Source organism: Pantoea sp. Tr-811, from assembly GCF_011752535.1.
Taxonomy (GTDB): domain Bacteria; phylum Pseudomonadota; class Gammaproteobacteria; order Pseudomonadales; family Pseudomonadaceae; genus Aquipseudomonas.
Map to the genome: position 1 here is coordinate 133,487 of NZ_VWXJ01000007.1, position 26,908 is coordinate 160,394.

23 protein-coding genes are annotated in these 26,908 nt (G+C 65.8%); 8 read left to right on the plus strand and 15 right to left on the minus strand.

What is annotated here, in order from left to right:
• Nucleotides 1-160: 160 nt before the first annotated feature.
• From F3J44_RS12830 to F3J44_RS12850, 5 genes are all read right to left on the minus strand, one after another.
• Complete coding sequence (locus F3J44_RS12830) at nt 161-973, minus strand: OmpA family protein (protein WP_167272883.1); 813 nt, start codon at nt 971-973, stop codon at nt 161-163.
• Nucleotides 970-1,323 (minus strand): DUF4398 domain-containing protein, encoded by a 354-nt coding sequence (locus F3J44_RS12835; RefSeq protein ID WP_167070350.1) that lies wholly within the window; start codon nt 1,321-1,323, stop codon nt 970-972. The genes F3J44_RS12830 and F3J44_RS12835 overlap by 4 nt, the downstream gene beginning before the upstream one ends.
• A 9-nt stretch (nt 1,324-1,332) precedes the next feature.
• The gene (locus F3J44_RS12840; protein WP_167272886.1) at nt 1,333-2,139 is read right to left on the minus strand and encodes an ABC transporter substrate-binding protein; all 807 of its coding nucleotides are present in this window, start codon (nt 2,137-2,139) and stop codon (nt 1,333-1,335) included.
• A 186-nt stretch (nt 2,140-2,325) separates the two neighbouring features.
• On the minus strand, nt 2,326-3,255 hold the full coding sequence (locus F3J44_RS12845; RefSeq protein WP_167070354.1) for an electron transfer flavoprotein subunit alpha/FixB family protein: 930 nt from the start codon (nt 3,253-3,255) through the stop codon (nt 2,326-2,328).
• Entirely contained in the window at nt 3,256-4,005 is a 750-nt protein-coding gene (locus tag F3J44_RS12850; protein ID WP_167070356.1) for an electron transfer flavoprotein subunit beta/FixA family protein, read from the minus strand. It abuts the gene before it with no gap.
• A 532-nt stretch (nt 4,006-4,537) separates the two neighbouring features.
• On the opposite strand from F3J44_RS12850, the gene F3J44_RS12855 reads away from it, so the two are divergent.
• Entirely contained in the window at nt 4,538-6,220 is a 1,683-nt protein-coding gene (locus F3J44_RS12855) for an electron transfer flavoprotein-ubiquinone oxidoreductase (protein WP_167272889.1), read from the plus strand.
• A 76-nt stretch (nt 6,221-6,296) separates the two neighbouring features.
• On the opposite strand, the gene F3J44_RS12860 is transcribed toward F3J44_RS12855, so the two are convergent.
• The 3 genes from F3J44_RS12860 to F3J44_RS12870 form a co-directional block, all read right to left on the minus strand.
• Nucleotides 6,297-7,637: an MFS transporter gene (locus F3J44_RS12860; protein WP_167272892.1), complete on the minus strand. Its 1,341-nt coding sequence runs from the start codon at nt 7,635-7,637 to the stop codon at nt 6,297-6,299.
• Nucleotides 7,638-7,695: 58 nt separating this feature from the next.
• Entirely contained in the window at nt 7,696-8,175 is a 480-nt protein-coding gene (locus F3J44_RS12865) for a histidine kinase (RefSeq protein WP_167070362.1), read from the minus strand.
• Between the two features lie 171 nt (nt 8,176-8,346).
• A complete protein-coding gene (locus F3J44_RS12870) occupies nt 8,347-8,823 on the minus strand; it encodes a sigma-70 family RNA polymerase sigma factor (RefSeq protein WP_167272894.1) in 477 nt (158 codons plus the stop codon).
• Nucleotides 8,824-9,037: 214 nt separating this feature from the next.
• Between F3J44_RS12870 and F3J44_RS12875 the strand changes: the two genes are divergently transcribed.
• From F3J44_RS12875 to F3J44_RS12885, 3 genes are read left to right on the plus strand one after another with little or no spacing between them, the layout of a single operon-like run.
• Complete coding sequence (locus F3J44_RS12875; protein WP_167272897.1) at nt 9,038-10,210, plus strand: efflux RND transporter periplasmic adaptor subunit; 1,173 nt, start codon at nt 9,038-9,040, stop codon at nt 10,208-10,210.
• On the plus strand, nt 10,211-12,175 hold the full coding sequence (locus F3J44_RS12880) for a MacB family efflux pump subunit (protein ID WP_167272900.1): 1,965 nt from the start codon (nt 10,211-10,213) through the stop codon (nt 12,173-12,175).
• Nucleotides 12,176-12,178: 3 nt separating this feature from the next.
• Complete coding sequence (locus F3J44_RS12885; protein ID WP_167272902.1) at nt 12,179-13,597, plus strand: efflux transporter outer membrane subunit; 1,419 nt, start codon at nt 12,179-12,181, stop codon at nt 13,595-13,597.
• Between the two features lie 42 nt (nt 13,598-13,639).
• On the opposite strand, the gene F3J44_RS12890 is transcribed toward F3J44_RS12885, so the two are convergent.
• Entirely contained in the window at nt 13,640-15,274 is a 1,635-nt protein-coding gene (locus F3J44_RS12890; RefSeq protein ID WP_167272905.1) for a PvdJ/PvdD/PvdP-like protein, read from the minus strand.
• Nucleotides 15,275-15,485: 211 nt separating this feature from the next.
• On the opposite strand from F3J44_RS12890, the gene F3J44_RS12895 reads away from it, so the two are divergent.
• Together F3J44_RS12895 and F3J44_RS12900 are read left to right on the plus strand one after the other, a co-directional pair.
• Nucleotides 15,486-16,832, plus strand: a complete 1,347-nt coding sequence (locus F3J44_RS12895; protein WP_167272908.1) for a dipeptidase — start codon at nt 15,486-15,488, stop codon at nt 16,830-16,832.
• Nucleotides 16,833-16,845: 13 nt separating this feature from the next.
• The gene (locus F3J44_RS12900) at nt 16,846-18,132 is read left to right on the plus strand and encodes an aminotransferase class V-fold PLP-dependent enzyme (RefSeq protein WP_167272910.1); all 1,287 of its coding nucleotides are present in this window, start codon (nt 16,846-16,848) and stop codon (nt 18,130-18,132) included.
• A 23-nt stretch (nt 18,133-18,155) separates the two neighbouring features.
• Here the strand turns inward: F3J44_RS12900 and F3J44_RS12905 are convergent, their stop codons facing one another.
• A complete protein-coding gene (locus tag F3J44_RS12905; protein WP_167272912.1) occupies nt 18,156-19,115 on the minus strand; it encodes an alpha/beta hydrolase in 960 nt (319 codons plus the stop codon).
• A gap of 168 nt (nt 19,116-19,283) precedes the next feature.
• On the opposite strand from F3J44_RS12905, the gene F3J44_RS12910 reads away from it, so the two are divergent.
• A complete protein-coding gene (locus tag F3J44_RS12910; protein ID WP_167272915.1) occupies nt 19,284-20,405 on the plus strand; it encodes a cupin-like domain-containing protein in 1,122 nt (373 codons plus the stop codon).
• A 78-nt stretch (nt 20,406-20,483) separates the two neighbouring features.
• Nucleotides 20,484-21,380, plus strand: a complete 897-nt coding sequence (locus F3J44_RS12915; protein ID WP_167272917.1) for a siderophore-interacting protein — start codon at nt 20,484-20,486, stop codon at nt 21,378-21,380.
• Nucleotides 21,381-21,440: 60 nt separating this feature from the next.
• Here the strand turns inward: F3J44_RS12915 and F3J44_RS12920 are convergent, their stop codons facing one another.
• From F3J44_RS12920 to F3J44_RS12940, 5 genes are all read right to left on the minus strand, one after another.
• Nucleotides 21,441-22,832: an aspartate aminotransferase family protein gene (locus F3J44_RS12920; RefSeq protein ID WP_167272919.1), complete on the minus strand. Its 1,392-nt coding sequence runs from the start codon at nt 22,830-22,832 to the stop codon at nt 21,441-21,443.
• A gap of 164 nt (nt 22,833-22,996) precedes the next feature.
• Nucleotides 22,997-24,319, minus strand: a complete 1,323-nt coding sequence (locus F3J44_RS12925; RefSeq protein WP_167272922.1) for an ATP-binding protein — start codon at nt 24,317-24,319, stop codon at nt 22,997-22,999.
• Complete coding sequence (locus F3J44_RS12930; RefSeq protein WP_167272924.1) at nt 24,316-24,999, minus strand: response regulator transcription factor; 684 nt, start codon at nt 24,997-24,999, stop codon at nt 24,316-24,318. The genes F3J44_RS12925 and F3J44_RS12930 overlap by 4 nt, the downstream gene beginning before the upstream one ends.
• 375 nt (nt 25,000-25,374) lie before the next feature.
• Nucleotides 25,375-25,938, minus strand: coding sequence for a nucleotidyltransferase family protein (locus F3J44_RS12935; protein WP_167272927.1), 564 nt, complete (start codon nt 25,936-25,938; stop codon nt 25,375-25,377).
• Entirely contained in the window at nt 25,935-26,906 is a 972-nt protein-coding gene (locus F3J44_RS12940) for an XdhC family protein (RefSeq protein ID WP_167272930.1), read from the minus strand. The genes F3J44_RS12935 and F3J44_RS12940 overlap by 4 nt, the downstream gene beginning before the upstream one ends.
• Between the last annotated feature and the right edge of the window lie 2 nt (nt 26,907-26,908).

Below are 26,908 nucleotides of genomic sequence, written 5' to 3' on the forward strand. Positions count from 1 at the left end.
AACAGTTGCAAAGTGTACTGGGACAGATGGCAGGATAGTCAACAATACAGTTGTGTGACATCTGTCTAAAACATTAAGCCTACTGGGACGGCCCTACGCTTCCTGTAGGAGCGGGCTTGCCCCGCGAATGGGCCGCACAGCGGCCCCACTCGGCCCTCGATCAGCGCGCCGGCGCAAGCTTGCCCTTGTCATCGGAAAAGACGATCTCGACCCGGCGATTCTGCGCCCTGCCCCGCTCCGAAGCATTGGCCTCGATCGGGTACTGGTCGCCATAACCCTCAACCTGCAGGCGCTTTTCATCTACGCCCAGGTCGGCCAGCATATCGGCCACCGACTGGGCGCGGTCGCGCGACAGCGCCAGGTTGTCTTCAGGCGCGCCGGTGCTGTCGGTATAGCCCTCGATGCGCACCACGCGGCGCGGATTGAGCTGCAGGAACTGCACCAGCTTGAGCACCGTGCGGCTGGCCGAATTCTTCAGGTCGGCGCTGCCGGTGTCGAACAGCACATCGCTCAGGGTCATCACCAGGCCACGGTCGGCCTGCTCCGAGGCCAGCGCGGCAATCTGGCTTTCCACCCACTTGCCTTGCTGCTGCACGCTGGCAAGCTTGGCCTCACGCAGGGCCAGTTGCAGGCGCTGGCGCTCCAGGTCGAGCTTGGCCTGACGCTCCTGGTTCAGCGCCAGCTTGGCATGCTCGCGGGCAATTTCGCTGTAGCGCTGGCTCAGGTAGGCGTAATGGCGCACGTCGGTGCCGCTGCCAATGTAGCCAGACAAGCGCTCGGCCCGCGACAGCGACTCACCGGCGCGAATCACGTCGCGCGGCGCGCTGCGCAGCACATCGGCGTCGTCCTTGACCTTCTGGAAGGCCGCAGTCGCATCATCCAGCGCCTGCGAACTGCGCTGGCTGGCGCAACCTTGCAAACCTGCCGCCAACACCAGCACGGCCAACGCAGTCATGGGCTTGAAGCACTTCATGGCTGCACCTCCAGTTGCTTGTGCAGGCGCTTGACCCGCGACTGCAACACCTGCAACTGCTCTTCGCTTTTCTGGTTCAGCACCTGCGCCTCGGCCAGGCGCGCGTCCAGCTCGGCCTGCTCGGCGCGCATGCGCGCATCGCGGTAGTCTTCGGTGAGCATGTTGGTCTTGGCCCGGGCGAACTTGTCTTCGGCCAGCTTGAGCGCTTCGACCTGGTCGGTGGCACCCACCGCCTTGGCCTGTTCCAGCGCCTGCTCGGAAATACGCATCTGTTCATTGGGCGCCGGGTCATTGGCGCAGCCGGCCAGGCCGAGCATGGCCACGGCAAGGATCAGTGATTGGGTTCTCACGCACTCTTCCTACTGTTTGGGGGCGCCTGCCTGCACCTGCATCTGCGCCTTCCAGCGCTCGACGTTACGTTGCAGCACGGCTTCAGACGCACCGGAGATCGGCAATTCTGTCAGCTTTTTCGCCAGTTGCCCACGCAACCACGCATCATTGCAGGCCGAATTGTGTGACACCGCCAGGTACAGCCCCGGGCGATCGACGGGCAAGCCCCGGGCGATCAGGTGGTTGCTCATGCCCAGGCTCTGGGCCATGGCCATGCCTGAGTAACGGCCAGCGAGCACATAGTCGACCTGGCCCAGCACCAGCTTCTGGAACGCCTGGGTCAGGTTCTGTGCCGGCACCAGCTTGAGCTGTGCCTTGGTGAACGCGCTGAAGGCTGGGGTCAGGCGGGCCTTTTCCGACAGGCTGCCCTGGTACTTGGCCAGGTCGGCCGGGCCTTCGAACGCCAGGGTTGCGTCATGGCGCGTCCACACCAGGTATTCGTTGAGTTGCAGGGCTGGGTGGATGTAGTCCAGCGCGGTCAGTTGCTCCACCAACAGCGGTGTGTCGAGCAGCACGTCCATGCGCCCGCTGCGCACCTCTTCCAGCGCCTGGTCGCGGCGGCCGGCATTGAGCACTTCCACCTTCAGGCCCAGCTCGCCCGCCACCTGGCGCAGCAGGTCGACGTTGGCGCCGATCAGGTGTGCGGGGTCTTGCGGGTCTTGCCAGGAATACGGCGGGGCATCCGGGCTGCCAGTGGCGACCAGGCGCTCGCATTTACCCGCTGCCACGGCGAGGGGCGACAGCAGCGCTGCCATGCATGCCAGTACCTTGACCATCCTTTTACTCCTTAGCAGCGCCGCGCTGCGGCGCATCGCGAGCCTTGCTCGCTCCGACCGGTTGACGTGCCCCCTGTAGGAGCGAGCGCAGCTCGCGATGCGGCGCAAAGCGGCGCCCTACAAACAGGCAAAAAAAACCCGGCCCCCTTGCAAGGGCCGGGCTTCTTTATAAGTGAAGCCGCCGGATCAGACCAGCTTTTCCAGCTCCGGCACCGCCTCGAACAGGTCAGCCACCAGGCCGTAGTCGGCCACCTGGAAGATCGGTGCTTCTTCGTCCTTGTTGATCGCGACGATCACCTTGGAGTCCTTCATGCCCGCCAGGTGCTGGATCGCGCCGGAGATACCGACGGCGATGTACAGCTGTGGCGCAACGATCTTGCCGGTCTGGCCGACCTGCATGTCGTTCGGCACGAAGCCTGCGTCCACCGCGGCGCGCGAGGCACCCACGGCAGCGCCGAGCTTGTCGGCCAGGCTGTACAGGTGCTTGAAGTTGTCACCGTTGCCCATGCCGCGACCGCCGGAAACGACGATCTTGGCAGCGGTCAGCTCTGGGCGGTCGGACTTGGCCAGCTCTTCGCCAACGAAGGCCGAGATACCGGCGTTGTGCGCGGCACCGATGGCTTCCACGGCAGCCGAACCACCTTCGGCGGCCACGGCATCGAAGCCGGTGGTACGCACGGTGATGACCTTGACCGCAGCGCTCGATTGCACGGTAGCAATGGCGTTACCGGCGTAGATCGGGCGCTTGAAGGTATCGGCGGACTCGACCGAGATGATTTCGGAGATCTGGTCGACATCCAGCAGCGCGGCAACGCGCGGCAGGATGTTCTTGCCGTTGGTGGTGGCCGGGGCCAGCACGTGGCTGTAACCCTTGGCCAGCTCGACGATCAGCGGCGCGACGTTCTCTGGGAGAACGTGGGCGTAGGCGGCGTTGTCAGCCACCAGCACCTTGGCCACGCCGGCGATCTTGGCGGCAGATTCAGCAACGCCACCGACGTTCTGGCCGGCGACCAGCACGTGCACATCACCACCGATCTTGGCGGCTGCGGCGACAGTGTTCAGGGTGGCCGGGGCTACGGCACCGGCTTCGTATTCAGCGACAACCAGGATAGTCATTTAGATTACCTTCGCTTCGTTCTTCAGCTTCTCGACCAGTTCGGCCACCGATTTGACCTTGATGCCAGCGCTGCGGGCAGCCGGGGCTTCAACCTTCAGGGTCTTGTTGGTGGAGGCGAGGGAAACGCCCAGCGCGTCTGGCGTAACGGTTTCCAGCGGCTTCTTCTTGGCCTTCATGATGTTCGGCAGCGACGCATAGCGTGGCTCGTTCAGGCGCAGGTCGGTGGTGACGATAGCCGGCAGGTTCAACGAAACAGTCTGCAGGCCGCCATCGATTTCACGGGTGACATTGAGCTTGTCGCCCGCCACTTCCACCTTGGAGGCGAAGGTGCCCTGGGCGTAGCCAGTCAGCGCAGCCAGCATCTGGCCGGTCTGGTTGTTGTCACTGTCGATGGCCTGCTTGCCAAGGATCACCAGCTGCGGCTGCTCCTTGTCGACAACGGCCTTGAGCGCCTTGGCCACGGCCAGGGAGTTCAGCTCGTCAGCGGCTTCGACCAGGATGGCGCGGTCGGCACCCAGGGCCAGGGCGGTACGCAGCTGCTCCTGGGCAGTGGTCGGGCCAACGGAAACGACGACGATCTCGCTCGCCACACCTTTTTCCTTCAGGCGCACGGCTTCTTCGACGGCGATTTCGCAGAAGGGGTTCATGGACATCTTGACGTTTGCAAGGTCGACGCCGGAGTTGTCCGCCTTGACGCGAACCTTGACGTTGTAGTCGACCACTCGTTTGACAGCTACAAGAACCTTCATGGATTCCTCGTTACTCTCCGGTGAATAGATAGTCGCCTGGGGCAGAGCCCGGCGATGCGCGTGGGTACAAGGGCACCTCTAAAAACGTACCGGGAGGGGCAAACTTCATGGTGACCGAACAGTCCTTATCAGACCGTTGCGGCAATAACCCACGGGTCATTTCCTGTCGTGGCGTGTAAACTCCACTACAAACCGACCAAAAGCCGCAAAACCCTGCTCCACACCTGGTCTTTAGAGGTGTACCTGCGCCCGGCTGCAAGCCTACGGCGAACGTAAAACCGCTCGTATCTTGACCGTAACACCCAATCCGGTCAATACGGCAAATCGGTCACCCTCCAGCCGCGCTCCTTTGATTTTACGGGGCTTTGGCAAATTCAAACAAACGTTTGTATTGGACCCGTCCAGTGGTGTAGATATAATGCGCGCCAAGACAAAACGGTGTAGTCCGTCCCATTGCGTCGCTACAGTTTCGCGCCAGTGAAGCGCCACCGCACGCAAGCACCCATAAGACAAAGCAACAGCACGAGCCTTGATGAGTAGGAGAGAACCTGTGGAACGCGAATACATGGAATTCGACGTGGTCATCGTCGGCGCAGGCCCCGCGGGCCTGTCCGCCGCCTGCCGCCTGAAGCAGAAGGCCGCCGAAGCCGGTAGCGAAATCAGCGTCTGCGTGGTGGAAAAAGGCTCTGAAGTCGGCGCCCACATCCTCTCCGGCGCGGTGTTCGAGCCGCGCGCCCTGAACGAACTGTTCCCCGACTGGAAGGAACTCGGCGCGCCACTGAACACCGAAGTGAAGCGCGACGACATCTATGTGCTCAAGGATGCCGGCAGCTCGACCAAGGTGCCAGACCTGTTCGTGCCCAAAACCATGCACAACCAGGGCAACTACATCATCTCCCTGGGCAACCTGTGCCGCTGGCTGGCCCAGCAGGCCGAGAACCTGGGCGTGGAAATCTACCCGGGCTTCGCCGCCCAGGAAGCGCTGTTCGATGAAAACGGCGTGGTCCGTGGCATCGTCACCGGCGACCTGGGTGTCGACCGCGAAGGCAACCCGAAAGACGGCCTGTACACCCCCGGCATGGAACTGCGTGCCAAGTACACCCTGTTCGCCGAAGGCTGCCGTGGCCACATCGGCAAACAGCTGATCAAGCGCTTCAACCTCGACAGCGACGCCGACGTGCAGCACTACGGCATCGGCCTGAAGGAAATCTGGGAAATCGACCCGGCCAAGCACGAGCAGGGCCTGGTGGTACACACCGCCGGCTGGCCGCTGGACGTCATGGCCAAGGACAACACCGGTGGCTCGTTCCTCTATCACCTGGAAAACAACCAGGTGGTGGTCGGCTTGATCGTCGACCTGTCCTACGCCAACCCGTACCTGTCGCCGTTCGATGAGTTCCAGCGCCTCAAGCACCACCCGGTGATGAGCCAGTACCTCGAAGGCGGCAAGCGCATCAGCTACGGCGCCCGGGCCATCTGCAAGGGCGGCCTGAACTCGCTGCCGAAGATGGTGTTCAACGGCGGCGCGCTGATCGGCTGCGACCTGGGCACCCTGAACTTCTCGAAGATCAAGGGCAGCCACACCGCCATGAAATCCGGCATGCTCGCGGCCGAGGCAGTGGCCGAAGCGCTGGCCGCTGGCCGTGAGGGTGGCGACCAACTCGACGGCTACGTCAGCGCGTTCAAGGCCAGCTGGCTGTATGAAGAACTGTTCGCCAGCCGCAACTTCGGCCCGGCCCTGCACAAGTTCGGCCCGCTGCTGGGTGGTGCGTTCAACTATGTCGACCAGAACTGGTTCGGCGGCAAGCTGCCGTTCACCCTGCACGACACCAAGCCGGACTACGCCTGCCTGAAGCTGGCTGCCGACTCGAAGAAGATCGACTACCCCAAGCCAGACGGCAAGCTCAGCTTCGACAAGCTCAGCTCGGTATTCCTCTCCAGCACCAACCACGAAGAGGAACAACCCTGCCACCTGAAGCTGACCGACCCGAACGTGCCGATCGCCAGCAACCTGCCGCTGTACGACGAGCCGGCGCAGCGCTATTGCCCGGCTGGCGTGTACGAGGTGGTGACCCAGGAAGACGGCAACAAGCGCTTCCAGATCAACGCGCAGAACTGCGTGCACTGCAAGACCTGCGACATCAAGGACCCGGCCCAGAACATCACCTGGGTGACCCCTGAGGGTGCGGGCGGGCCGAATTACCCGAACATGTAAACGGGTCAGAGGGCGCCGGGGCTGCTTTGCAGCCCATCGCGAGCTACGCTCGCTCCTACAGGGGATTGCGGCGCGCCTAGCGGGAGCGTGTGCATCCCGTAGGAGCGAGCGAAGCTCGCGATGTTTCTGAGGCGCCCCGCCGACCCCGATGCCCGAAATACAGGGCCGTCAGCAACCCAACCGTGCCCATGACCAGGCAAAAACCCACACACACCCACGGGCTCCACGGCATCAGCGCAATCAGCGCCAACGGCGTGGTACTGGCCCACAACGCATAAGCCACGTTGTAGGTAAAGGAAATACCCGACACCCGAATCTCGGCCGGGAACAGCCCCACCATCACCGAAGGCACCACCCCCACCACACCACAGGCAAGGCCAGCCAGCGCATAGGCCAGCCACGTCATGCCCCACTGCCCCACCAGGCTTGCGTACAACACGCCGATACCCAGTGGCAGCAGCAAGCTGTAGACCATCAGCCCACGCCACGCCCCCACGCGGTCCACCAGCAGCCCGGCCAGCACGCAGCCAATATTGAGAAACACGATACCCACGCTGCTCAGGGCGAAGGTATGCCCCGCCGTCATGGCAAAGCGCTGCTGCATCACCGTGGGGGTAATCACCACCAGCACCACCACGGCGGAGGTCAGCACGCAGGTCAACAAGGCCGCCGGAATCAGCGCCGCGCGGTGTTCGGCCAGTACCTGGCGCAACGGGAACTTCACCGGCTGCGCCTGGCGCTCGCGCAAGGCCAGGAACACCGGCGTTTCACTGAGCCAGCGGCGCAGCCATACGCCGATCACGCCAAACACGCCCCCCAGCAGGAACGGGTAGCGCCAGGCGTAGTCGAGAATTTCCTGGGGCGTGAACAGCTGGGCCAGCAGCGTCGCCGTCAGCGCCCCAAGCAGGTAACCGAAGGTCAACCCCGCCTGCAGGAAGCCCAGGGCATACCCCCGGCGCCCGGGCGGCGCGTGCTCGGCGACGAAGGTCCAGGCGCTCGGCACCTCGCCGCCCACCGCTGCCCCCTGCAGAATGCGCAGCGCCAGCAGGATCAACGGCGCCGCGTAGCCGATATCGGCGTAGGTCGGCATCACCCCGATCAGCAGGCACGGCAAGGCCATCATCAGGATGCTCAGGCTGAACACCCGCTTGCGCCCCAGGTGGTCGGCGAAGTGGGCCATCAAGATGCCGCCCAGTGGCCGCGCCAGGTAGCCGGTGACAAAGATCCCGAAGCTCTGCAACAGGCGCAGCCACTCGGGCATTTGCGGCGGGAAGAACAGCTGGCTGAGGGTCAGGGCAAAGAACACGAAGATGATGAAATCATAGATTTCCAGCGCGCCGCCCAGTGCCGCCAGGCCCAGGGTCCGGTGGTCGCCGCGGCTGAACCGGGGCGGGCGTGCGGTATCGATGGCAGTCATGGCAGGGTCCGCAGAATCGGCAAAGGGCAAGAGGATAGCAAAAGCCTGCCCACCGCCCCTAACGGCTGAACACCGTCTGCCCGAAGTTCCTGTGCTTGCGGGTGTAGGCCGCGCTGCTGCCAAGGCCTGCTGGCAAGGCGATCTTGCCGACCAGCACCGGGCCGTCGATGATCGCCATGAACGACTCCAGCGCCTCGCTGTCCGGCGCCTGCGGCAGGCTCAGGCTCACCGCCTCGCGCTCGGTGGGTGGCACCACCGGCACCTTCAGGTGCTGCGAGTGGTACAGCAAGGCATGCTGGATCTGCGTGCTGACCCGGCAGAACCGCGCCAGGTCTACCCCGGCGTGGCTGGCCAGCTCGATGTTGCCCAAAAGCAGGTCGAACGGCTGCAAGGCGCTCTGCACCAGGCGCTGCAGCTCTTCGAAGCAATTAACGGGGGCAATGCGGTAGTAACCCAGGCCATTGAGCAGCTTTTCCAGCTGCAAGCGCTGGTAGGGATGCTCATCGGCGATCAGGATGCGCAGCGTCTTGTTCGTCATGGGCGGACCTGGGCAGTTGGAGTAATAAGGGCACGCTCCCTGACCAAACTGCGCCAGCAACAGGCAACCACCAGGCCATTTCCTGGAGGGGTCAATGTAGATAGTTGTCGGGAAACAGTGAGAAATCAAGTGGCCAGTACACAGAATTTTCACACGGCCCTTGGCGCCTGTTCAGCTTTCCCACTGGCGCATGCGTATCCGGCAATGCTTCATGGCGTTGACGATGTGCTTTTCCACCAAACTGCGGGAAATGCCCAGGGCCTGGGCGATCTGCGGGTGCGACATGCCTTCGATCTTGCGCAGCAGGAAACTTTCCCGGCAGGCCGGGGGCAGTTCGTCCAGCGCGCGCTGCATCAGGTTCAGGCGCCGGTCGAGCTGCAGTTCGTGGGAGAGCCCCGGCACCTGCCAGCGGTCGTCGCTGTCGAGCACTTCCAGTGGCTCGCATTGGCGCACCTGATGCCGCCGGTGGCGGTCGACCACAAGGTTCAGGGCCGTGCGGTAGAGGAAGGCGCGCGGATGCTCGATCTGCTCACCCTCGGTGCGCTCCAGCACCCTTAAGTAAGCATCGTGGGCAACGTCCTCCGCCGCCTGACGACTGCCCAGGCGTGCGCAAAGGAAACTCACCAGTTCGCGATAGTAATGTTCCACAACGACACCTGAGAACGTCCTGTAAGCCCAAACCAGCTCGGCAGAGGGACTGGATGATATCAGTGTGCGATCTTACAAATTATAACCATTCTCAGCAACAAGCCCCCGCGCCACTGTCTGGCTAAATCCACCGGAACCGCTTTCGTCTATCGGGGACCTCCGTGCGCACCGCGAATCGCAGCGCTTGGTCTTTACCTCCTGGCTGGAAGTCCGCATGAGTCCTTTAACCTCCCCCCGCCGCCGGCTCCTTCTCACGGGCCTGGGCCTGCTTGGCCTGGGCAGCCTGCTCGCCTGGCAGAGCCTGCCGTCAGACGCCGGCTCGGCGGCCACCGTAGCGGTTACCCGAGCCGATATCGAAAGCAGCGTGACCGCACTGGGTACCTTGCAACCACGACGTTACGTGGATGTCGGCGCCCAGGCCTCGGGGCAGATCCGCAAACTCCACGTGGAAGTCGGTGACACCGTGCACCAGGGCCAATTGCTGGTCGAAATCGACCCCTCCACCCAACAGGCCAGGCTCGATGCCGGGCGTTTCTCGATCGACAACCTCAAGGCGCAACTGGCCGAGCAACGTGCCCAGTTGCAATTGGCCCAGCAGCAGCTCAAACGCCAGCGTGACCTTGCTGCCGCAGGTGCCACCCGCGAGGAAGACGTGCAGGCCGCCGATGCGCAGCTCAAGGTCACCCAGGCACGCATCGAGATGTTCCAGGCGCAGATCCGCCAGGCGCAGGCGAGCCTGCGCAGCGATGAGGCGGAACTGGGGTACACCCGGATCTATGCCCCCATGGACGGCACGGTGGTCGCCGTCGATGCCCGCGAAGGCCAGACCCTCAACGCCCAGCAACGCACACCGCTGATCCTGCGCATCGCCAAACTGTCGCCGATGACGGTGTGGGCACAGGTGTCCGAGGCCGATATCGGCAAGGTCAAACCTGGCATGGGTGCTTACTTCACCACCCTGGCCGGCGGCAAGCGACGCTGGACCAGCACGGTCCGGCAGATTCTGCCGATCCCTCCCAAGCCCTTGGAGCAAGCCAGCCAGGGTGGCGGCAGCCCGGCCAGCGCGGCCAATGGCACCACCGGCAGCCAAGTGGTGCAGTACACCGTGCTGCTTGATGTCGACAACCCCGACGGCGCGCTGATGGCCGACATGACCACCCAGGTGTTCTTCGTGGCCGGCCAAGCCAGCCAGGTGCTGACCGTGCCCCTGGCAGCGCTGGACGAACGCAATGGCCAGCAACTGGCGCGGGTGCTCGATGAGCACGGGCAAATCGAGCAGCGTCAGGTTCGTACCGGCCTCAGCGACCGCCTGCGGGTGCAGGTACTCGATGGCCTGAGCGAAGGCGATCGGCTGTTGATCGGCGCCCCTGGCGCCAGTGGAGGTTAAATGCCTGAAGCCCTGATTGAACTGGTCGATGTCCGCAAGTCCTATGGCGGCGTCGACAGCCCGAAGGTTGATGTGCTGCGCGGGATCAGCCTGAGCATCCAGCCGGGCGAATTCGTCGCCATCGTCGGCGCCTCCGGCTCCGGCAAGTCGACCTTGATGAACATCCTCGGCTGCCTCGACCGCCCCACCAGCGGTCACTACCGTTTTGCCGGCAAGGACGTGGCCACGCTTGGCAGCGACGAACTGGCCTGGCTGCGCCGCGAGGCGTTCGGTTTCGTGTTCCAGGGCTACCACCTGATCCCGTCGGGCTCGGCCCAGGAAAACGTTGAAATGCCAGCGATCTACGCCGGCATGCCCGCCAGCGAACGCCATGCCCGGGCAAGCGCCTTGCTGGCGCGCCTGGGCCTGGCCAGCCGCAGCGGCAACCGCCCGCATCAGCTTTCCGGCGGCCAGCAGCAGCGGGTATCGATCGCCCGCGCCTTGATGAACGGCGGCCATATCATTCTGGCCGACGAACCCACCGGTGCACTCGACAGCCACAGCGGCACCGAAGTCATGGCCTTGCTCGACGAGTTGGCCAGCCAAGGCCACGTGATCATCCTCATCACCCACGACCGCGAGGTGGCGGCCCGGGCCCAGCGGGTCATCGAGATTCGCGATGGCCTGATCATCAGCGACTCGGCCAACCACACGCCACCCGCCGCGACCGACCAGGGGCTGCAGGCCAACGACTTGCGCCAGCGCCTGGACCGCGGTGCATCCCTGGCTGGCGCCTGGAAAGGCGAGCTGGTCGAAGCCTTGCAGGCCGCCTGGCGCGTGATGTGGGTGAACCGCTTTCGCACGGCCCTGACCCTGCTCGGCATCATCATCGGCGTTGCTTCGGTCGTGGTCATGCTGGCCGTGGGCGAAGGCAGCAAGCGCCAGGTCATGGCGCAGATGGCGGCGTTTGGCTCCAATATCCTGTTCCTCAACGGCAAGCCCGCTTCACTCGGCGAGCCGGCCGGCACCATCAGCCTCGACGATGTCGCCGCCATTGGCCAACTGCCACAGGTCAAGCACATCATGCCGATCATCGGCGCGAAGACCATGGTGCGCCATGGCAACAACGGCCAGCGCTTCTACGTGGGCGGCAACAACACCTGGTTCCCGGAAATTTTCAACTGGCCCGCCGTCGAAGGCGCATTCTTCACCGACGCCGACGATGCCAACGGTGCAGCCGTGGCGGTGATCGGCCAGAAGGTGCGGGACAAGATGCTCGACCCCACCCAGGACCCGATCGGCCAGTACATCCTGATCGGCAACGTGCCCTTCCAGGTCGTCGGCGTGCTGGCTGGCAAAGGCGCAAGCTCCGGCGACCAGGACAGCGACGGGCGCATCGCGGTGCCCTACTCGGCCGCCGCGACCCGCCTGTTTGGCCAGCGCGACCCGGACTACATCACCGTGGCTGCGCTGGACTCGGCCCGGGTCAAGGAAACCGAAGCGGCCATCGACCACTTGCTGCTGCAACGCCACCAGGGCCGGCGCGACTTCGAGCTGACCAACGACGCCGCGCTGATCCAGGCCGAGGCCCACACCCAGAACAGCCTGTCGCTGATGCTTGGCGCCATCGCTGCGATCTCGCTGCTGGTGGGCGGCATCGGCGTGATGAACATCATGCTCATGACCGTGCGCGAACGCACCCGTGAAATCGGCATCCGCATGGCCACCGGGGCTCGCCAGCGCGACATCCTGCGGCAATTTCTCAGCGAGGCGGTGATGCTGTCGATGGTCGGCGGCCTGGCCGGCATCGGCCTGGCACTGGCCGTCGGTGCCGGGCTGATGCTGGCCAAGGTGGCAGTGGCCTTCGCCCTGCCGGCCATGCTCGGCGCCTTCGCCTGCGCTGTCGCCACCGGCATCGTGTTCGGCTTCATGCCGGCACGCAAAGCCGCCCGACTCGATCCGGTCAAAGCCCTTACCAGCGAATAATCCATGACACTGCCAAGTCGCCTCAGCCTGTTGTCCCTGTACCTGGCCCTCGCCGCCTGCAGCCTGCCCCCTACCCCCGCCAGCGGCATCGATGCCCCTGCGCGCTGGCAAGGGGACATCGCCCAAACCCAGGCCACCCTGCCCTCGGACCAGTGGTGGCGTGAATTCGCAAGCCCTGAACTTGAGCAGTTGATCGAGCGTGCCCGGCATGACGCCCACGACCTGGCCGCCGCCACGGCGCGGGTACGCCAGGCCCAGGCCCGTTCGGTGATGGCCGGCGCGCCCTTGCTGCCGGAGCTGCAGTTCGGCCTGGACGGCAGCCGCCAGCGCCTGCTGCACGGCGACGGCTACGACCAGCTGGACGTCAGCCGGCAAACCCCGACCAGCACGTCATTCGGCATGCAATTGACCGCCAGCTACGAACTCGACTTCTGGGGCGGTTTGCGGGCGGCCCGGGCAAGCGCCCTGCATGCCCTCGACGCCAGCCGCTTCGACCGCCAGACCGTGGAGCTGACCCTGTTCAGCGCGGTGGCCGACAGCTACCTGCAAGGCCTGGCCCTGCAGGAACAACTGCGCATCGCACGGCTGAACCTGCGCAACGCCCAGGACGTGCTGAAGCTGGTCGAGACACGCCAGCGTGCGGGTTCCGCCACGCGCCTGGAACTGGCCCAGCAACGCAGCCTGGTGGCCGCCCAGGAGCGCCAGGTACCGCTGCTCGAACAGCAATGGCAGGACAGCCAGGTCACCCTGGCCACGCTGCTCGGCGCCCCGGTGCAAAGCCTGCCTGCCAGCCACGAAACACTCGCCGCCGTACAATGGCCGCGCATCGACAGCGGCCTGCCCAGCGAACTGCTGGCGCGGCGACCCGACATCGCCGCCGCAGAGGCGCGCCTGGCAGCTGCCAGCGCCAACGTGCAGGTGGCCAGGGCAGCCATGCTGCCCAAGCTGGTACTTGGCGCCAACCTCGGTGTCGGCGCCAATACCTTCGCCGACGTGTTCGACAGCAGCTACTACACCTTGACCTCCGGCCTGGTGGCGCCGATTTTCAACAACGGCCGTTTACGCGCCGCATATGCCCTGGCCGAAGCCGAACAGGACGAGTTGCTGGAAACCTACCGCAGCAGCATCCTGGCAGGCTTTGCCGACGTCGAGAAAGCCCTTAACGCCATTCACGGCGTGGAGCGCCAGCGCAGCTGGCAGGACCAGGAAGTGGAACAGGCACGGCTGGCCTTCGAGCTGGCCCAGCAGCGCTACGGCGCCGGTGCCGAAACCTTGCTGAGCGTGCTGGAAACCCAGCGCACCCTGTACCTTGCCCAGGACCGGCAGGTGCAACTGCGCCTGGCCCGCCTGCAGGGCAGCGTGGCGCTGTACAAGGCATTGGGCGGCGGCTGGCAGGCGCCGCAACTGGCTAGCGGCGCCTGAAACGCCAAGGGCTGCTTGCGCAGCCCTTGGCAGGTTTCGGCGCTAGCGGCGCGCCACCTTGAGGTTGCGTGCGTACCAGGGCCGTCTGGGCACCTTGGGCTGCAGCTTGGCGAACAGCTCCTCCTGGCTGTAGATGATACGCAGTGCCAGCTTCATGGTTTCCGGGTCCATCTCGACACTGCGCCCAGGCCGCAGGCCGGGCACCGTCGAGCAGCCGTGGGTATCGGGCCCCAGCCACGGGTCGGCCACCTCCACCCACCGCCCAGGCGCGAACCACTGCACGCCATTGACCTCCAGGCGCCGCACCTCACCGGGGTGAACCCGCTCATGGGCACGGAACCAGTCTTCGATGCGGTCATCGATCCAACCGTGGAAATGCCAGAACACCGGGTTGACGTGGGACGAGAACGGGTCGCCGAGAAAGTCGTTGGCCGGCTCGAACCAGCGTGCGGCGAAATCATCGGGGGAGCGCGCCGTTGGCACCGGCATGCCATTGGAAGGGTCACGTGGCACCGATGCCCAGCGCATGTGCAGCCAATCGTGCAGGCCCAGTTCCACCTCCGAGCCAAACTGCCCGAGGGTCAACCGGCTCAGGTAGTCCGGGTCGGTATACCGTGACTCCCACACCTGGAAGTTGCCATGAAAGGTGTCGGGGTCCTTGATGTCACGCACCCACTGGGTGTAATCCGCATCCCCCTGCGCCAGCCAGGTGGGGGGCAAGGCGTTACCGTCGTGGTTGTCGAAATAGCGGGCAAAACCCGCGCGGTCGCGCTCCAGCTCCGGCTGCGGCAACGGGAAGCGCGACCATGACGGCAGCGCTTGCAGGGCACGGGCACTGCCAAGCATGTGCCGATGCATGAAGAAGAAGTCCTCGCCCGAGCCGTTGCGGTCCTTGTGCCGACCACGCGCATCGCGTTCACGCTCACGCGGCCCAGGCTGCCAGCCAAGGCCACGCAAGGCGTTGTGCTTGTCTTCGTCGAGCTTGTGCCATTTGTCACGCGAGGCATGCCAGAGCTGATGGAACAGGCGATGTTCCGGCGCAACCAGCCAGGCCAGCAAGGCCGGCGACAACGGGGTGCGCTCGCGGGCCTCGGGGAACGTCCGCTTCAGTGCCAGGAACTGGTTGTCCTCGATTGGCAGGGTCAACGGCCGGTCGAGCCGGGCGATCCGCCCGTTGAGGGTGGCCGGGCCGGCATTGCCGAAGCGCCCCCAGACCTGGTCGAGTACCACATGGCACTCGAACTGCGCCTGTGTATCACCCGGCTGCGTCGACACCAGGCGCCAACGCACAGTGCCGGGGGTGCGGGCAAGCGTGTCGGCCAACAGGTCGCCCACCACCCGGTAGCGCGGCTCCTGTTCGGCGCGCAGGCGCTCTGGCGTATCGAGGTAGCCGCGCAACCCGCGACCACTGGGGGCAACATCCAGAAACAGTTCCAGCTCGCCGGCTGGCAAGCCCGGCAAGCCGGCATCCTTGCCCTGCAAGGTCCAGCGCCAAACCCCGCGCAGGGTGTCGCCCAACTGCCGGTGCGAGGTATCGGCCAATTCGACGACGGCCTCGCCAGGGGTCTCCGGGAATTCTTCGGCGGCGGCCCGCTGGCGCTGCATGTACAGCGCGCCCGGCACCACCACACCCGTCAGTGCCACACCGGCGATGAACCCGCGTCGAGAAATCGTCATTGCAACTACCTGTGCATTCAAAGCGGCCATGGGGCACGGCCCGTCCAAGGCTAAAACGTTGCCCGCCCAGCAAAATTTACCGCCAGCAGCACAGCCGAACCGCCCTGCGCCGTGCACCCCACAGGCTAAATTTCCGCCAGCGGTGCTCGTTCCCTGCTGGTAGCGGTGGCCTCTGCGCCCATCCTTCGACGGTGAACCTACTGAGACCAAGATGACGACACCACGCTGGAAAAAAGCCCTGTACATCAGCCTGGCCGCGGCCGTGACCGCAGGCGCCGGGTTTGCTGCCTGGTACTACTTGCTGACCCCTGGCGGCTACCCCAGGGACGTGGTGCGCCAGGCCCAGGACCTGCAGGAACGGATCATCTCGTTCGACAGCCATGTCACCCTGCCACTGACCTTCGGCACCGAAGGCAGCGAAGCGGACAAGGACGGCAATGGCCGTTTCGACCTGGCCAAGGCCGCACGCGGGCGCCTGTCCGGCGCCGCGCTGACGATCTTTGCCTGGCCGGAATCCTGGACCGGCGACGATGGCCCGCACCGGCCTACCGCAGGTTTCGTCGAGGCCGCCAAGCACACCCAGGAAGTTCGCTACAGCGCCATCAGCGCCATGGTCCGCGACTTCCCCGAACAAGTTGCCATCGCCTACACCCCGCAAGACATGCGGCGCCTGCACGGCGAAGGGAAGTTTGCGGTGTTCCTCAGCATGCTCAACGCCTACGCCCTGGGCGACGACCTCGACCAGCTCGACCGCTGGGCTGCACGCGGTGTGCGCATGTTCGGCTTCAGCTATGTCGGCAACAACAGCTGGGCCGATTCCTCGCGCCCCTTGCCGTTCTTCAACGACACCGTCGACGCCCTGGACGGCCTGTCGCCGATCGGCAAGCGGGCCGTGCAAAGGCTCAATGACCTGGGGGTGATCATCGATGTGTCGCAGATGTCCACCAAGGCGCTGACCCAGGCCGTGCAGCTCAGCCGCGCACCGGTGGTGGCCTCGCACTCGGCGCCAAGGGCCATGGTCGACATCGCGCGCAACCTGTCCGACAAGGAAATGCAGCTGATCAAGGACTCGGGCGGGGTGATTCAACTGGTGGCCTTCTCCACCTACCTCAAACCGCTCAGCCAGGGCACCCAGGACAAGCTCAACGCCCTGCGCGCGCAATACAGCCTGCCGCCGCTGGCCAACCTGAACTATGCCCTGATGCCGGGTGACCCGGTGATCGCCGGCTGGCCTGAACAGAAGGTCGGCCAGTACGCCAACCAGCTCTACGGCATCCTCGACCAGGAGCCCCCCGCCACCCTCAAGGACTACGGCGATGCCATCGACTACACCGTGCGCAAGGTCGGCATCGACCATGTCGGCCTGAGTTCCGACTTCAACGAAGGCGGCGGCATCGAGGGCTGGCATGACGCCAGCGAAGCACGCAACGTGACCGCCGAGCTGATCAGCCGCGGCTACTCGGAGGCCGATATCGGCAAGCTCTGGGGCGGCAATTTCCTGCGCGTGTGGCAACAGGTGCAAGCCGATGCCCACCCGGCCACCACCTCATCCCGCTGACACGAGCCCCGCGATGACCGACCGCCGTACCTTTCTCAAGCAGGCCGGGCTGCTGGCCGCCAGCCTGCCGCTGGGCTACCCGTTGGCAGCAAGCGCCCAGGCCGTGTCGCCACCACCGGCCGGCAGCGGCGACTGGGCGGCCTTTCGCAAGCTGTTCGAACTGGACGCCAACTACGCGCACTTCGCCAACTTCCTCATCACCTCCCACCCCAAACCGGTACGCGATGCGATCGAGGCCATCCGGGCCTCGTTCGACCGCCACCCTGCACGCCTGGTCGACTGGGACACCCACTCGGAATGGAAACACGAGGCGGCCGTGCGCGAGTCAGCAGCGCGCTACCTGGAGGTGAACCCTCGGCAGATCGCCCTCACTGGCAGCACCACCGAGGGGCTGGGGCTAATCTACGGCGGGCTGAAGATCGCCCCCGGCCAGGAAATTCTCAGCACCGTGCACGAGCACTATGCCGCGCGCCAGACCATGAACTTTCGTACCCAGCGCGATGGCATCGCCGTGCGCAGGCTGCGGCTGTTCGAACAACCCTGGCTGGTCAGTACCGACCAGGTGCTGAGCACCCTCGCCGCCGCCATCCAACCCAACACCCGGGTACTGGGGATGACCTGGGTGCACTCGGGCAGCGGGGTGAAGCTGCCCGTCGGGGAAATCGGTGCCCTGGTGCGCGAGGTCAACCGCCAGCGCGCCGAGCACGAGCGTATTGTCTACGTCATCGATGGCGTGCACGGGTTTGGCGTCGAGGATATGCGTTTCGCCGACCTCAACTGCGACTACTTCATCTCCGGCACGCACAAGTGGATGTTCGGCCCACGCGGCACAGGCATCATCTGCGCCGCTTCCAGCGACCTCGGCCAGCTGAACCCGAGCATCGCCACCTTCTCTGAAAACGAAGACTTCGCCACCAGCATGACGCCGGGCGGCTACCATGCCTTCGAGCACCGCTGGGCCCTGGGCAAAGCGTTCGAGCTTCACCTGCAAACGGGCAAGGCGGCGATCCAGGCACGCATCCATGGCCTTAACAGCTACCTCAAGGATCAGCTCGCCGGCATGCCCGGCGTGCAGCTGGTAACCCCGCCCAGCCCCCGCTACAGTGCAGGCTTCTGCTTCTTCCGGGTCGACGGCCAGGACTCCGACGACGTGTCCCGCTACCTCAATGCCCAGCGTATCGTCGTCGATGCGGTGTCACGCGATGCCGGCCCCGTGGTGCGCGCAGCACCGGGGCTGCTGAACACGGAGGCCGAAGTCGACCGGCTTGTGCAAACGCTGCGCCGCCGCCCGGGCGCCTGAGCCCGGGCTGGCGTCGCCCTGGCTCACACCCGTGCGTGCAGCCAGGTGGCAACCTCCCGGTAGATGTCCTCGACCTGGCCAACGATGCCCGACATCCGCAGGAAGTCATGTGTCAGCCCTTCCAGGCGCTGGCACGTCACCTGGGTACCGCTGGCCTGCAGCCACTTGGCATAGGCCATGCCTTCGTCATGCAACGGGTCGTACTCGGCAACCGCCAGGTAGGCCGGCGCCAAAGGCCCGCTTACCTTCGCCAGCAAAGGCGATGCACGCCAATCGAGCCGCTGCGCAGGCTCAGGTGCGTAATGCTGGTAGAACCATTCCAGGGTCGGTGTTTCCAGCAGGTAGCCCTCGCCATGGCGGCGATGGGACTCGCGCTGGCAGGAAATATCGGTGACCGGGTAGAACAGCAACTGGGCCACCGGCTTGATCGCCAGCGCGGCCGGTTCCTCACAGGCGGTGATCGCCAGCACCGCCGCCAGGCTCGCGCCAACGCTGTCACCGGCAAACACCACCCGACGGTTGTCCAGGCCCAGCTCGGCGGCCCGCTCGGCCAGCCCGTTGGCGGCATCCAACACATCGTTCAGCGCCACCGGGAACGGCTGCTCCGGCGCCAGCCGATAATCCGCCGCCACTACCGCAAAGCCGCCCATCGAGGCCAGCCGCCGGCACACCGAATCATGCGACTCAAGGCTGCCAACGACATAGCCACCGCCATGCAGGTAGAAAATCACCGGCTGCAAGGCATCGCCCGCCGGCGCCTGGCGATACAAGCGTGCAGCCAGGCTGGCGCCGTCGCGCGCCGTGAACTGCAACGCCTGGGTGTCCACAGCTCCGGGCGGGCTGGGGTCGAGCACTTGCGAACTGGCAGCGAACTCCGCCCGCGCCTGGGCAACGTCCATCATGTGCATGGGCAGGCTGCGGCCGGTGAGCCGGCCGAATTCGACCAGTTCCAGAAATGCCGCCAGATCGGGGTGCAGTGCCATAGTGAATCCTTGCTTGCAGTGAGAGGTACGCGCCTACGCCCGCGTGGGCGTGTGCCCGTCTTTTCTACGGGACGTAGCCAGGGCCCGGAAAATTAGCCACGCACGCGGTAAATCGGCACGGCCGGTGTTCGTTAACCCTGCACAATGGAAGACCGACGAGGCTTGACCGTGGACCTTCAGAGCATTCTCAGCAAACTGTTCGCCAACGCCCATGCCGTCGGCATCGAAGGCGTGTTTCAGTTCGACTTCGGCCCCGGCCGCGCTTTCTGGTCGCAGGTAGGCGACAGCAGCCACACCGGCAGCGGCCGGCACAGCACCCCGGACGTCACCATTGAAGTGGCCGAGCGGGACTTTCTCGGCATCATGGGCGGCACCGCCAATGTCGAGGAACTGTTCGCCAGCGCCCGCCTGAAAATCACCGGCAACATGGGCCTGGCCACGCTGCTGCCGCAGATCATCAGCAATGCCCGGCGCGGCGCAGCAGCCACCAAAGTGTCGATGAACCAGCGCTACCCAACCCCGGCGCGCCTGAGCGAACGGGTTTCAGCCGCGCAACCGGCACCGCGCGAAGTGCCGCGCATTGCCCGCGCCGACATGCCGTTGGCGCGTTTTCAGCGCGACTATCTGGAGCACGGCACGCCAGTGGTGATCAGCGATGCCTTGCAGGACTGGCCGCTGTTCACCATGGGCCGCCAGGCCTCGCTTGAGCATTTCGCCGAATTGCAGGGCATCACCCGGCACGGCGACTACGTGAAGAAGACCTTCTCCACCGACCGCGACTTTCGCTCCACCTCCATGGCCGAGTTCATCGCCTCGTTGGACACCCCGGCCAAGCCCGGCGAAACCCCGGCCTACATGGGTAACAACATCGTGCCGGAGAAGCTGCTGACGCTGATCCGCCATCCCCCGTATTTCGACCGCGAGAAGTTCATTGCCCCGCGCATCTGGATCGGCCCCAAGGGCACCCTCACGCCGCTGCACCGTGATGACGCCGACAACCTGTTCGCCCAGGTGTGGGGGCAGAAGTCGTTCATCCTCGCCGCGCCGCACCACCGGCCGGCGCTGGGCACCTGGTCGACCAGCCCCAAGGGCGGCCTCGATGGCTGCGACTTCAACCCCGACGCCCCGGACTACCAACGCTTCCCGGCAGCGCGCCAGGTGCCGTTCCTGCGCGTAGTGCTGCAAGCAGGCGACCTGCTGTTCCTGCCCGAGGGCTGGTTCCACCAGGTGGAGTCGGTGTCCACCTCGCTGTCGGTGAATTTCTGGGTCAATTCCGGGCGCGGCTGGTAAGCACCTGGGCAGCAGGCGCTAATTTGCCAGGGCGGCGGCTCGTCTACCGAGAAAGCCGCCCTGCAAAAGGACCCTCGCATGTCCAGCGCCTATCGCCTGTTCGACCTGCAACTCAAAGCACGCATCCGCCTTTCGCCGTCGTTGACGCGCCTGGTGTTCAGCGGCCCGGATGTGGCCGCGATGAACACCTTGGCGCCGGACCAACGGGTCAAGCTGTTCTTCCCAGCACCTGATGGCTCGCTGCCCATCCTGCCCAACGATCTCCACTGGAAGGCAGCCCACAGTGCCCTGCCCAGCGCACAACGCCCACCCATGCGCACCTACACCATACGCGCCTTGCGCCGCGAAGCGCTGGAGGTCGATGTGGACTTCGTGCTGCATGGCGTCAATGGCCCGGCGTCGGCCTGGGCGAGCCTGGCGCAGGTCGGTGACCGCCTGCAGATGATCGCGCCGAACCTTGCGTATGCCGGCGACCCTGGCGGCTACGAGTGGAAACCGCCAAAAGGCGTGCGCAACGTGCTGCTGATGGGGGACGAAACCGCGCTGCCGGCGATTGCCGGAATTCTTGAACAACTGGCCGACAGCCAACCGGGCCTGGCCGTGGAGGCCTTTGTCGAGGTGCCGCTGGAAAGCGACTGCCTGGCCTTGCGCCACAGCCCTGCCACCCGCCTGCACTGGTTGCCGCGCGACCTGCTGCAGTGCGAGCAGGGCCAGGCCATGCAGCATGCCGCGCGGGAACTGGCCAGCCTGCCCCAGGGGCAGGCCGACACAGCCGTGCGGCTGGAAGACGTGGATATCGACACGCGCATTCTCTGGGAGCAGGCCAGCGCTGCCGGCAGCCTGTTCCATGCCTGGGTCGCGGGGGAGTCGGCAACGGTGATGGAGATTCGCCGTTACCTGATCAAGGAACGCGGGTTACCGCGCGAGTGCCTGACACTGATGGGCTACTGGCGGGCCGGGCGCTCATTCGAGTAACGGCAAGGCGCCTCGACGGGCCTGCCCAAAATGGGGGCCGCCAAGCGGCCCCCGGCTTCATCAGACCGCCGCCGCCACCGCTTCGGCAAAGCGCTGGGCAACCTCGTCGACCTGCTCGGCGCTGATGATCAGCGGCGGCAGGAAGCGCACCACCGCCCCATGGCGGCCACCGAGTTCCAGAATCAGGCCGCGCTTGAGGCATTCACGCTGCACCTTCGGCGCCAGTTCACGGTTGGCCGGGGGGTGCCCTTGAGCATCGCGCGCGCCTTGCGGGTCGACCAACTCCACCCCGAGCATCAGGCCGCGGCCGCGGATATCGCCCAACTGCGGGTAGTCCTGTTGCAGCCGCTGCAGGTGCCCACGCAGGCGCTGCCCCATGGCCTCGGCGTGATCGGCAAGGCGGTGCTCGACCAGGTAGTTGATCACCGCCGAACCTGCCGCCATGGCCATCTGGTTGCCACGGAAGGTGCCGGCATGGGCGCCCGGCTTCCAGGTGTCGAGCCAGTCGCGGTACACCACCACCGACAGCGGCAGGCTGCCGCCGATGGCCTTGGACAGGGTTACCACATCCGGCACGATGCCCGCGTGCTCGAAGGCGAACATGCGCCCGGTGCGAGCAAAGCCGCTTTGGATTTCGTCGACGATCAGCGCCACACCCGCCTGCTCGGTGATGCGTCGTACACCTTTGAGCCATTCGATGTCGGCCGGAATCACCCCGCCCTCGCCCTGCACCACTTCAAGGATCACCGCCGCCGGCAGCGGCACGCCGCTCTCTGGGTCGAGCAGCAGGTTTTCCAGGTAATGCAGGTTGGCCTTGACCCCGGCTTCACCACCCAGGCCGAACGGGCAACGGTAATCGTAGGGGTATGGCATGAACTGCACGCCGCTGCTCAGCAACGCGCCCAGCGGTTGCTTGGGGCCGTGGCTGCCCATCAGGCTCAGGGCACCCTGGCTCATGCCATGGTAGGCGCCGTGGAATGCCAGCACAGTGCTGCGCCCGGTGGCGCCGCGCACCAGCTTGAGCGCGGCTTCCACGGCGTCGGTGCCGGTGGGGCCGCAAAACTGCACCTTGGCCTCGCGGCGCAGGGCCTCGGGCAGGATGCCGAACAGGTCCTGGACGAAGCGGTCCTTGACCGGGGTGGTGAGGTCCAGGGTGTGCAGGGGCAACTCGTCGGCCAGCACGCGCTGGATCGCTTCGATCACCACCGGGTGATTGTGCCCCAGGGCCAGGGTGCCGGCGCCGGCCAGGCAGTCGATGAACTGGCGGCCTTCGACATCCTCGACATGAATACCACGGGCGCGCTTGAGCGCCAGCGGGATGCGCCGAGGGTAGCTGCGGGCGTTGGACTCCTGCTGCTGCTGGCGTTGCAGCAGCGGCGAGTCGGTGAAGGTATACAAAGGCTGCGGCGCACTGGCCGGTGGGACCTGGGCAAGGCTGGAAGCGGTGGACATGGGTGAATCCTCGCAAACAAGCGAATGGGCAGTTATCGCTTGGGAAACGCTTGGGTGCGGGGAGGATTTAGCCGTTATTGTGGGATTTTTCCGTCACCTGTGTCGGCCCTTTCTCGGGGCAAGCCCGCTCCTACAAGCGAAAGGGCCGGCACAGGCAACAAAGATCAACCCACCGACCGCGCCGGCACTTGCAACACCACCCGCAACCCATCGCTACGGCTGTCAAACCGCAAACTGCCAGCACAACGCTGCACGATCGCCTGGACGATCGCCAACCCCAGCCCGCAGCCGCCACTCTGGCCATGGCGCCAGAAGCGTTCGGTCAGGTGCTGCAGGTCGCCCTCGGCAATCCCCGGCCCATGGTCACGCACCATGAACCCGACCTGCCCGTCTGCCAACTGCACCGCCAGCTCCACCTCGGTATCGCCGCCATGGCGCAGGGCGTTGTCCAGCAGGTTGCGCAGGGCCGCCACCGCCAACGGCGCCGGCATGCCCAGGTAGATGCGCGTGGCGTCTTCGGGCAGGCGCAGCACGATACGCCGGTTATCACCGCCGCCGGCATCCTGCATGGCCTGGCGGGCCACCTGCTCGGCGCTGCACTGCACGCCGTCGTCGAACGACAGGCTGCCCTCGACCCGGGCCAGCATCAGCAATTGCTCCAAGGTGCGGTGCATGCGGTCGGCGCCCTGTTCGGCGTGTTCCAGGGCCTGCTCGCGCACGGCGCCGTCGGTCATGCGCGCCACCTGCAGGTGGGTTTTGATTGCGGTCAACGGGCTGCGCAGTTCGTGGGCGGCGTCATCGGTGAGGCGGCGCTCGCGCTCGATGGTTTGGGCGATGCGCAGGAACAGCTGGTTCTGGGTATCGAGCAGCGGTTGCAGTTCGCTGGGCAGGCCCGCCACCTGCAAGGGTTCCACGCTGTCGGCACGCCGCTTGCGCAGGGCATCGCGCATGCGGTTGAGCGGTTCCAGGCCCTTGCCCAGGCCGATCCACAGCAGCCCCAGGCTACCGAGCAGGGCCATCAGCACCGGCGCCGAAGCGGCCAGCAGAATCGACTGGTTGAGCGCTTCACGCTCCATATGGCGGTCGGCGGTGGTGATGCGCACATCGTGGTGGCTGTAGGTGAAGGTGCGCCACAACGCACCATCGATGGTCTGGTCACGGAAGCCGCTGCGCTGGTCGTCCATGGCGCCGTCATGCTTGTGGTTGCTGGCCAGAATTTCGCCACGCAGCGAACTGACCTGGCAGGCCATGCCGTCCGGCACGCTGAGCTGGTCGGCGGAAAAATGGGCGCTTTCGCCCTTGGCGGCCAGCGGTTGGGGAAGCTGGTCGACCAACCCGGCAACCATGCGCGCCGAGGCGACCAGGCGCTGGTCGAGAGAGAACATCATCTGCTGGCGCAGGTCGCGCAGCATCCAGGCGGCGGCCAACACCCAGATAATGATGAAGGCGCTGCCCAGGATCAGGCTCAGGCGTACCCGCAGGCTCATGACGCAGCCTCACCCGGGGCCTGCGCAGGGCCCAGGCGGTAGCCCAGGCCACGTACGGTTTCGACGATGCTGTTGCCGAGTTTGCGCCGCAGGTGGTGAATGTGCACGTTCAGGGCGTTGCTCTCCACTTCGTCGCTGAAGCCGTACACGCAATCTTTGAGCTGCTCGCTGGACAGCACTCGCCCAGGGTTCTGCAACAGTGCCTGGAGCAGCGCCTGTTCGCGCCGCGACAGGTCGACCGGCTGGCCGGCCAGGGTGGCTTCGCAGCTGCTGGGGTCGTAGCGCAGCGGGCCATGCTCGATGGCATTCACCGCCCGCCCGGCCACCCGGCGCAGCAAGGTGTGCAGGCGCGCCGCCAGCTCGCGCAGGTCGAAGGGCTTGAGCAGGTAGTCGTCGGCGCCGGCCTGCAGGCCGTCGACCCGGTCGGTGACCGCATCCCGTGCGGTCAGCACCAACACCGGTAGCGTTTCGCCTTGCTGGCGCAGGCGGCGTAGCAGCTTGAGGCCGTCTTCGTCGGGCAGGCCGAGGTCGAGGATCATCACATCGAACTGCGCTGCCTGCAGCAACGCCCGGGCGCTGGCGGCATTGGCCACGCGGTCGACGGTCAGGCCCTGGGCGGTAAGGCCTGCGCAGATGCCGCTGGCGATCAGGTCGTCGTCCTCGCAGAGCAGAACGTGCATGGTGGGAGCTCCCCGGATGGTGTGGAGGGTATTGCACCTTGGGTGGATTAAGGGGGGATTATGGACCTTTTTGATGGGGGGCCGGGGCTTGCCTTGGCATTTTTAGCGCCTGAGAGATCGAGCGCCGCCCGCGCGGCGCTTCGCGAGCTGCGCTCGCTCCTACGTTCGTTTCGGGCCAGTGAATCCTGGGGCATTTGTGCGCGAATGCCTTGGCGCATGGCACGATATCGCGCCCTACAAACAAGGCGGTCGCGCGCGCCTTTCACAGGCGTTACTGGCCCGAAACAGACGTAGGAGCGAGCGCAGCTCGCGAAGCGCCGCGCGGGCGGCGCTCGGTTTCGCAGGCGCTGAAAATGCCGAGGCAAGCACCCGGCCCTACCCCAACCCTTGCGGCGTATCCACGTCCCGCACCACGCCCGAATCTCCAACCTCGACGACCACACAGCAATCCCGGTGCGCCTGCACCACCGATCGCGCCCCTGCATCCCCGCGCAACGCCACCAACGCCGGCCAGAAATCTCGCCCGAACATCACCGGATGCCCTTGCTGTCCCGCATGCCGCGGCAAAACGATGGTCGCCGGCGAGGCAGCCTCGGCCAGGCGCTGCAAGGTCGCCAGCTCGATCCACGGCATGTCGCCCAGCATGATCGCCACGGCCTGCGCCTGGCTGTCGAGCAGTGAACCGGCCCCGGCTGCCAGGCTGTGGCCCATGCCCAACGCGGCATCCGGGCTGACGATGACCCGGCAATCACCCGGCAGGCCAAAATCCTCGCCGCGCTCCCCTTCACGCAGCACCACCCGCACATCCGCGAACACCGCCTGCGCCCGCGCCACGCTGTGCGCCAGCAAGCTGCGGCCATCGGCCAAGATCGCCCGGCGCTTGTCGGCACCGAAGCGCACCCCACGCCCGGCCGCCAGCACCAGCGCGACCACGCTCACAGCGCCGACCGCCCGATGCCGTTGCGCAGGCGCAGGATATCGGCCAGCACCGCCAGGGCGATCTCGGCCGGGGTCTTGCTCCCCAGGTTCAAGCCAATCGGGGCATGAATGCGCGCCAGCGCGTCGTAGCCCAGGCCGCCAATGCGCTGCAAGCGCTCACGGCGTTTGTCGGAGGTGGCCTTGGAGCCCATCACCCCTATGTAGAACGCATCGGTGCGCACCGCTTCCAGCATGGCCAGGTCATCGATTTTCGGGTCGTGGGTCAATGCAACCACCGCCGTGTCGGCATGGCAACCGCCATTGGCGATGAATTCCGAGGGCAGCTCACGGCGCACCTCGATGCCGTCCAGCACCACGCCTTCAAGCACCTCTTCACGCGGGTCGCAGAGGATGACTTCAAAGCCCATGCCCTTGCCGAACTCGGCGCAAAAATGCGCCACGCTGGAATAGCCGGCCAGCAGCAAGCGCTGGGCGGCACCGATGCGCAAGCGCACGCGGTTGCCCTCACGCTCGACGCGCGGGCCTTGTACCGGGTCGTCAGCCAGCAGCCAGGTGCCCTGGGGCAGGCGCACCTCGCGCAGCAGCCGGCGCTGGCCACGCAGGGCGCCTTCCAGCTCGCGCAGGTGCGCCTGCACCTCGCACCCGGCCGCCAGGTTCTCCACCAGCACCTCCAGCACGCCGCCACAGGGCAGGCGGATGCTGGAGCGCGGATCCGTGCCATCGCCGTAGCGCACGATGGCCACCGGCTCGGCGAACTCGCCGCGGGCCACACGCTCGAGAAAGTCGTCCTCCACGCAGCCACCGGACAACGACCCCAACCACTGGCCGCTGGCGTTCACCGCCAGCATCGCGCCCGGCGCACGGGGCGCCGAGCCGTAGGTGGCAAGCACCGTGCACAACCACACCCGCTGCCCAGTGCACGACCACTGCAGGGCCTGGCGAATCACCTGGAGATCGAGATGCTGCACGG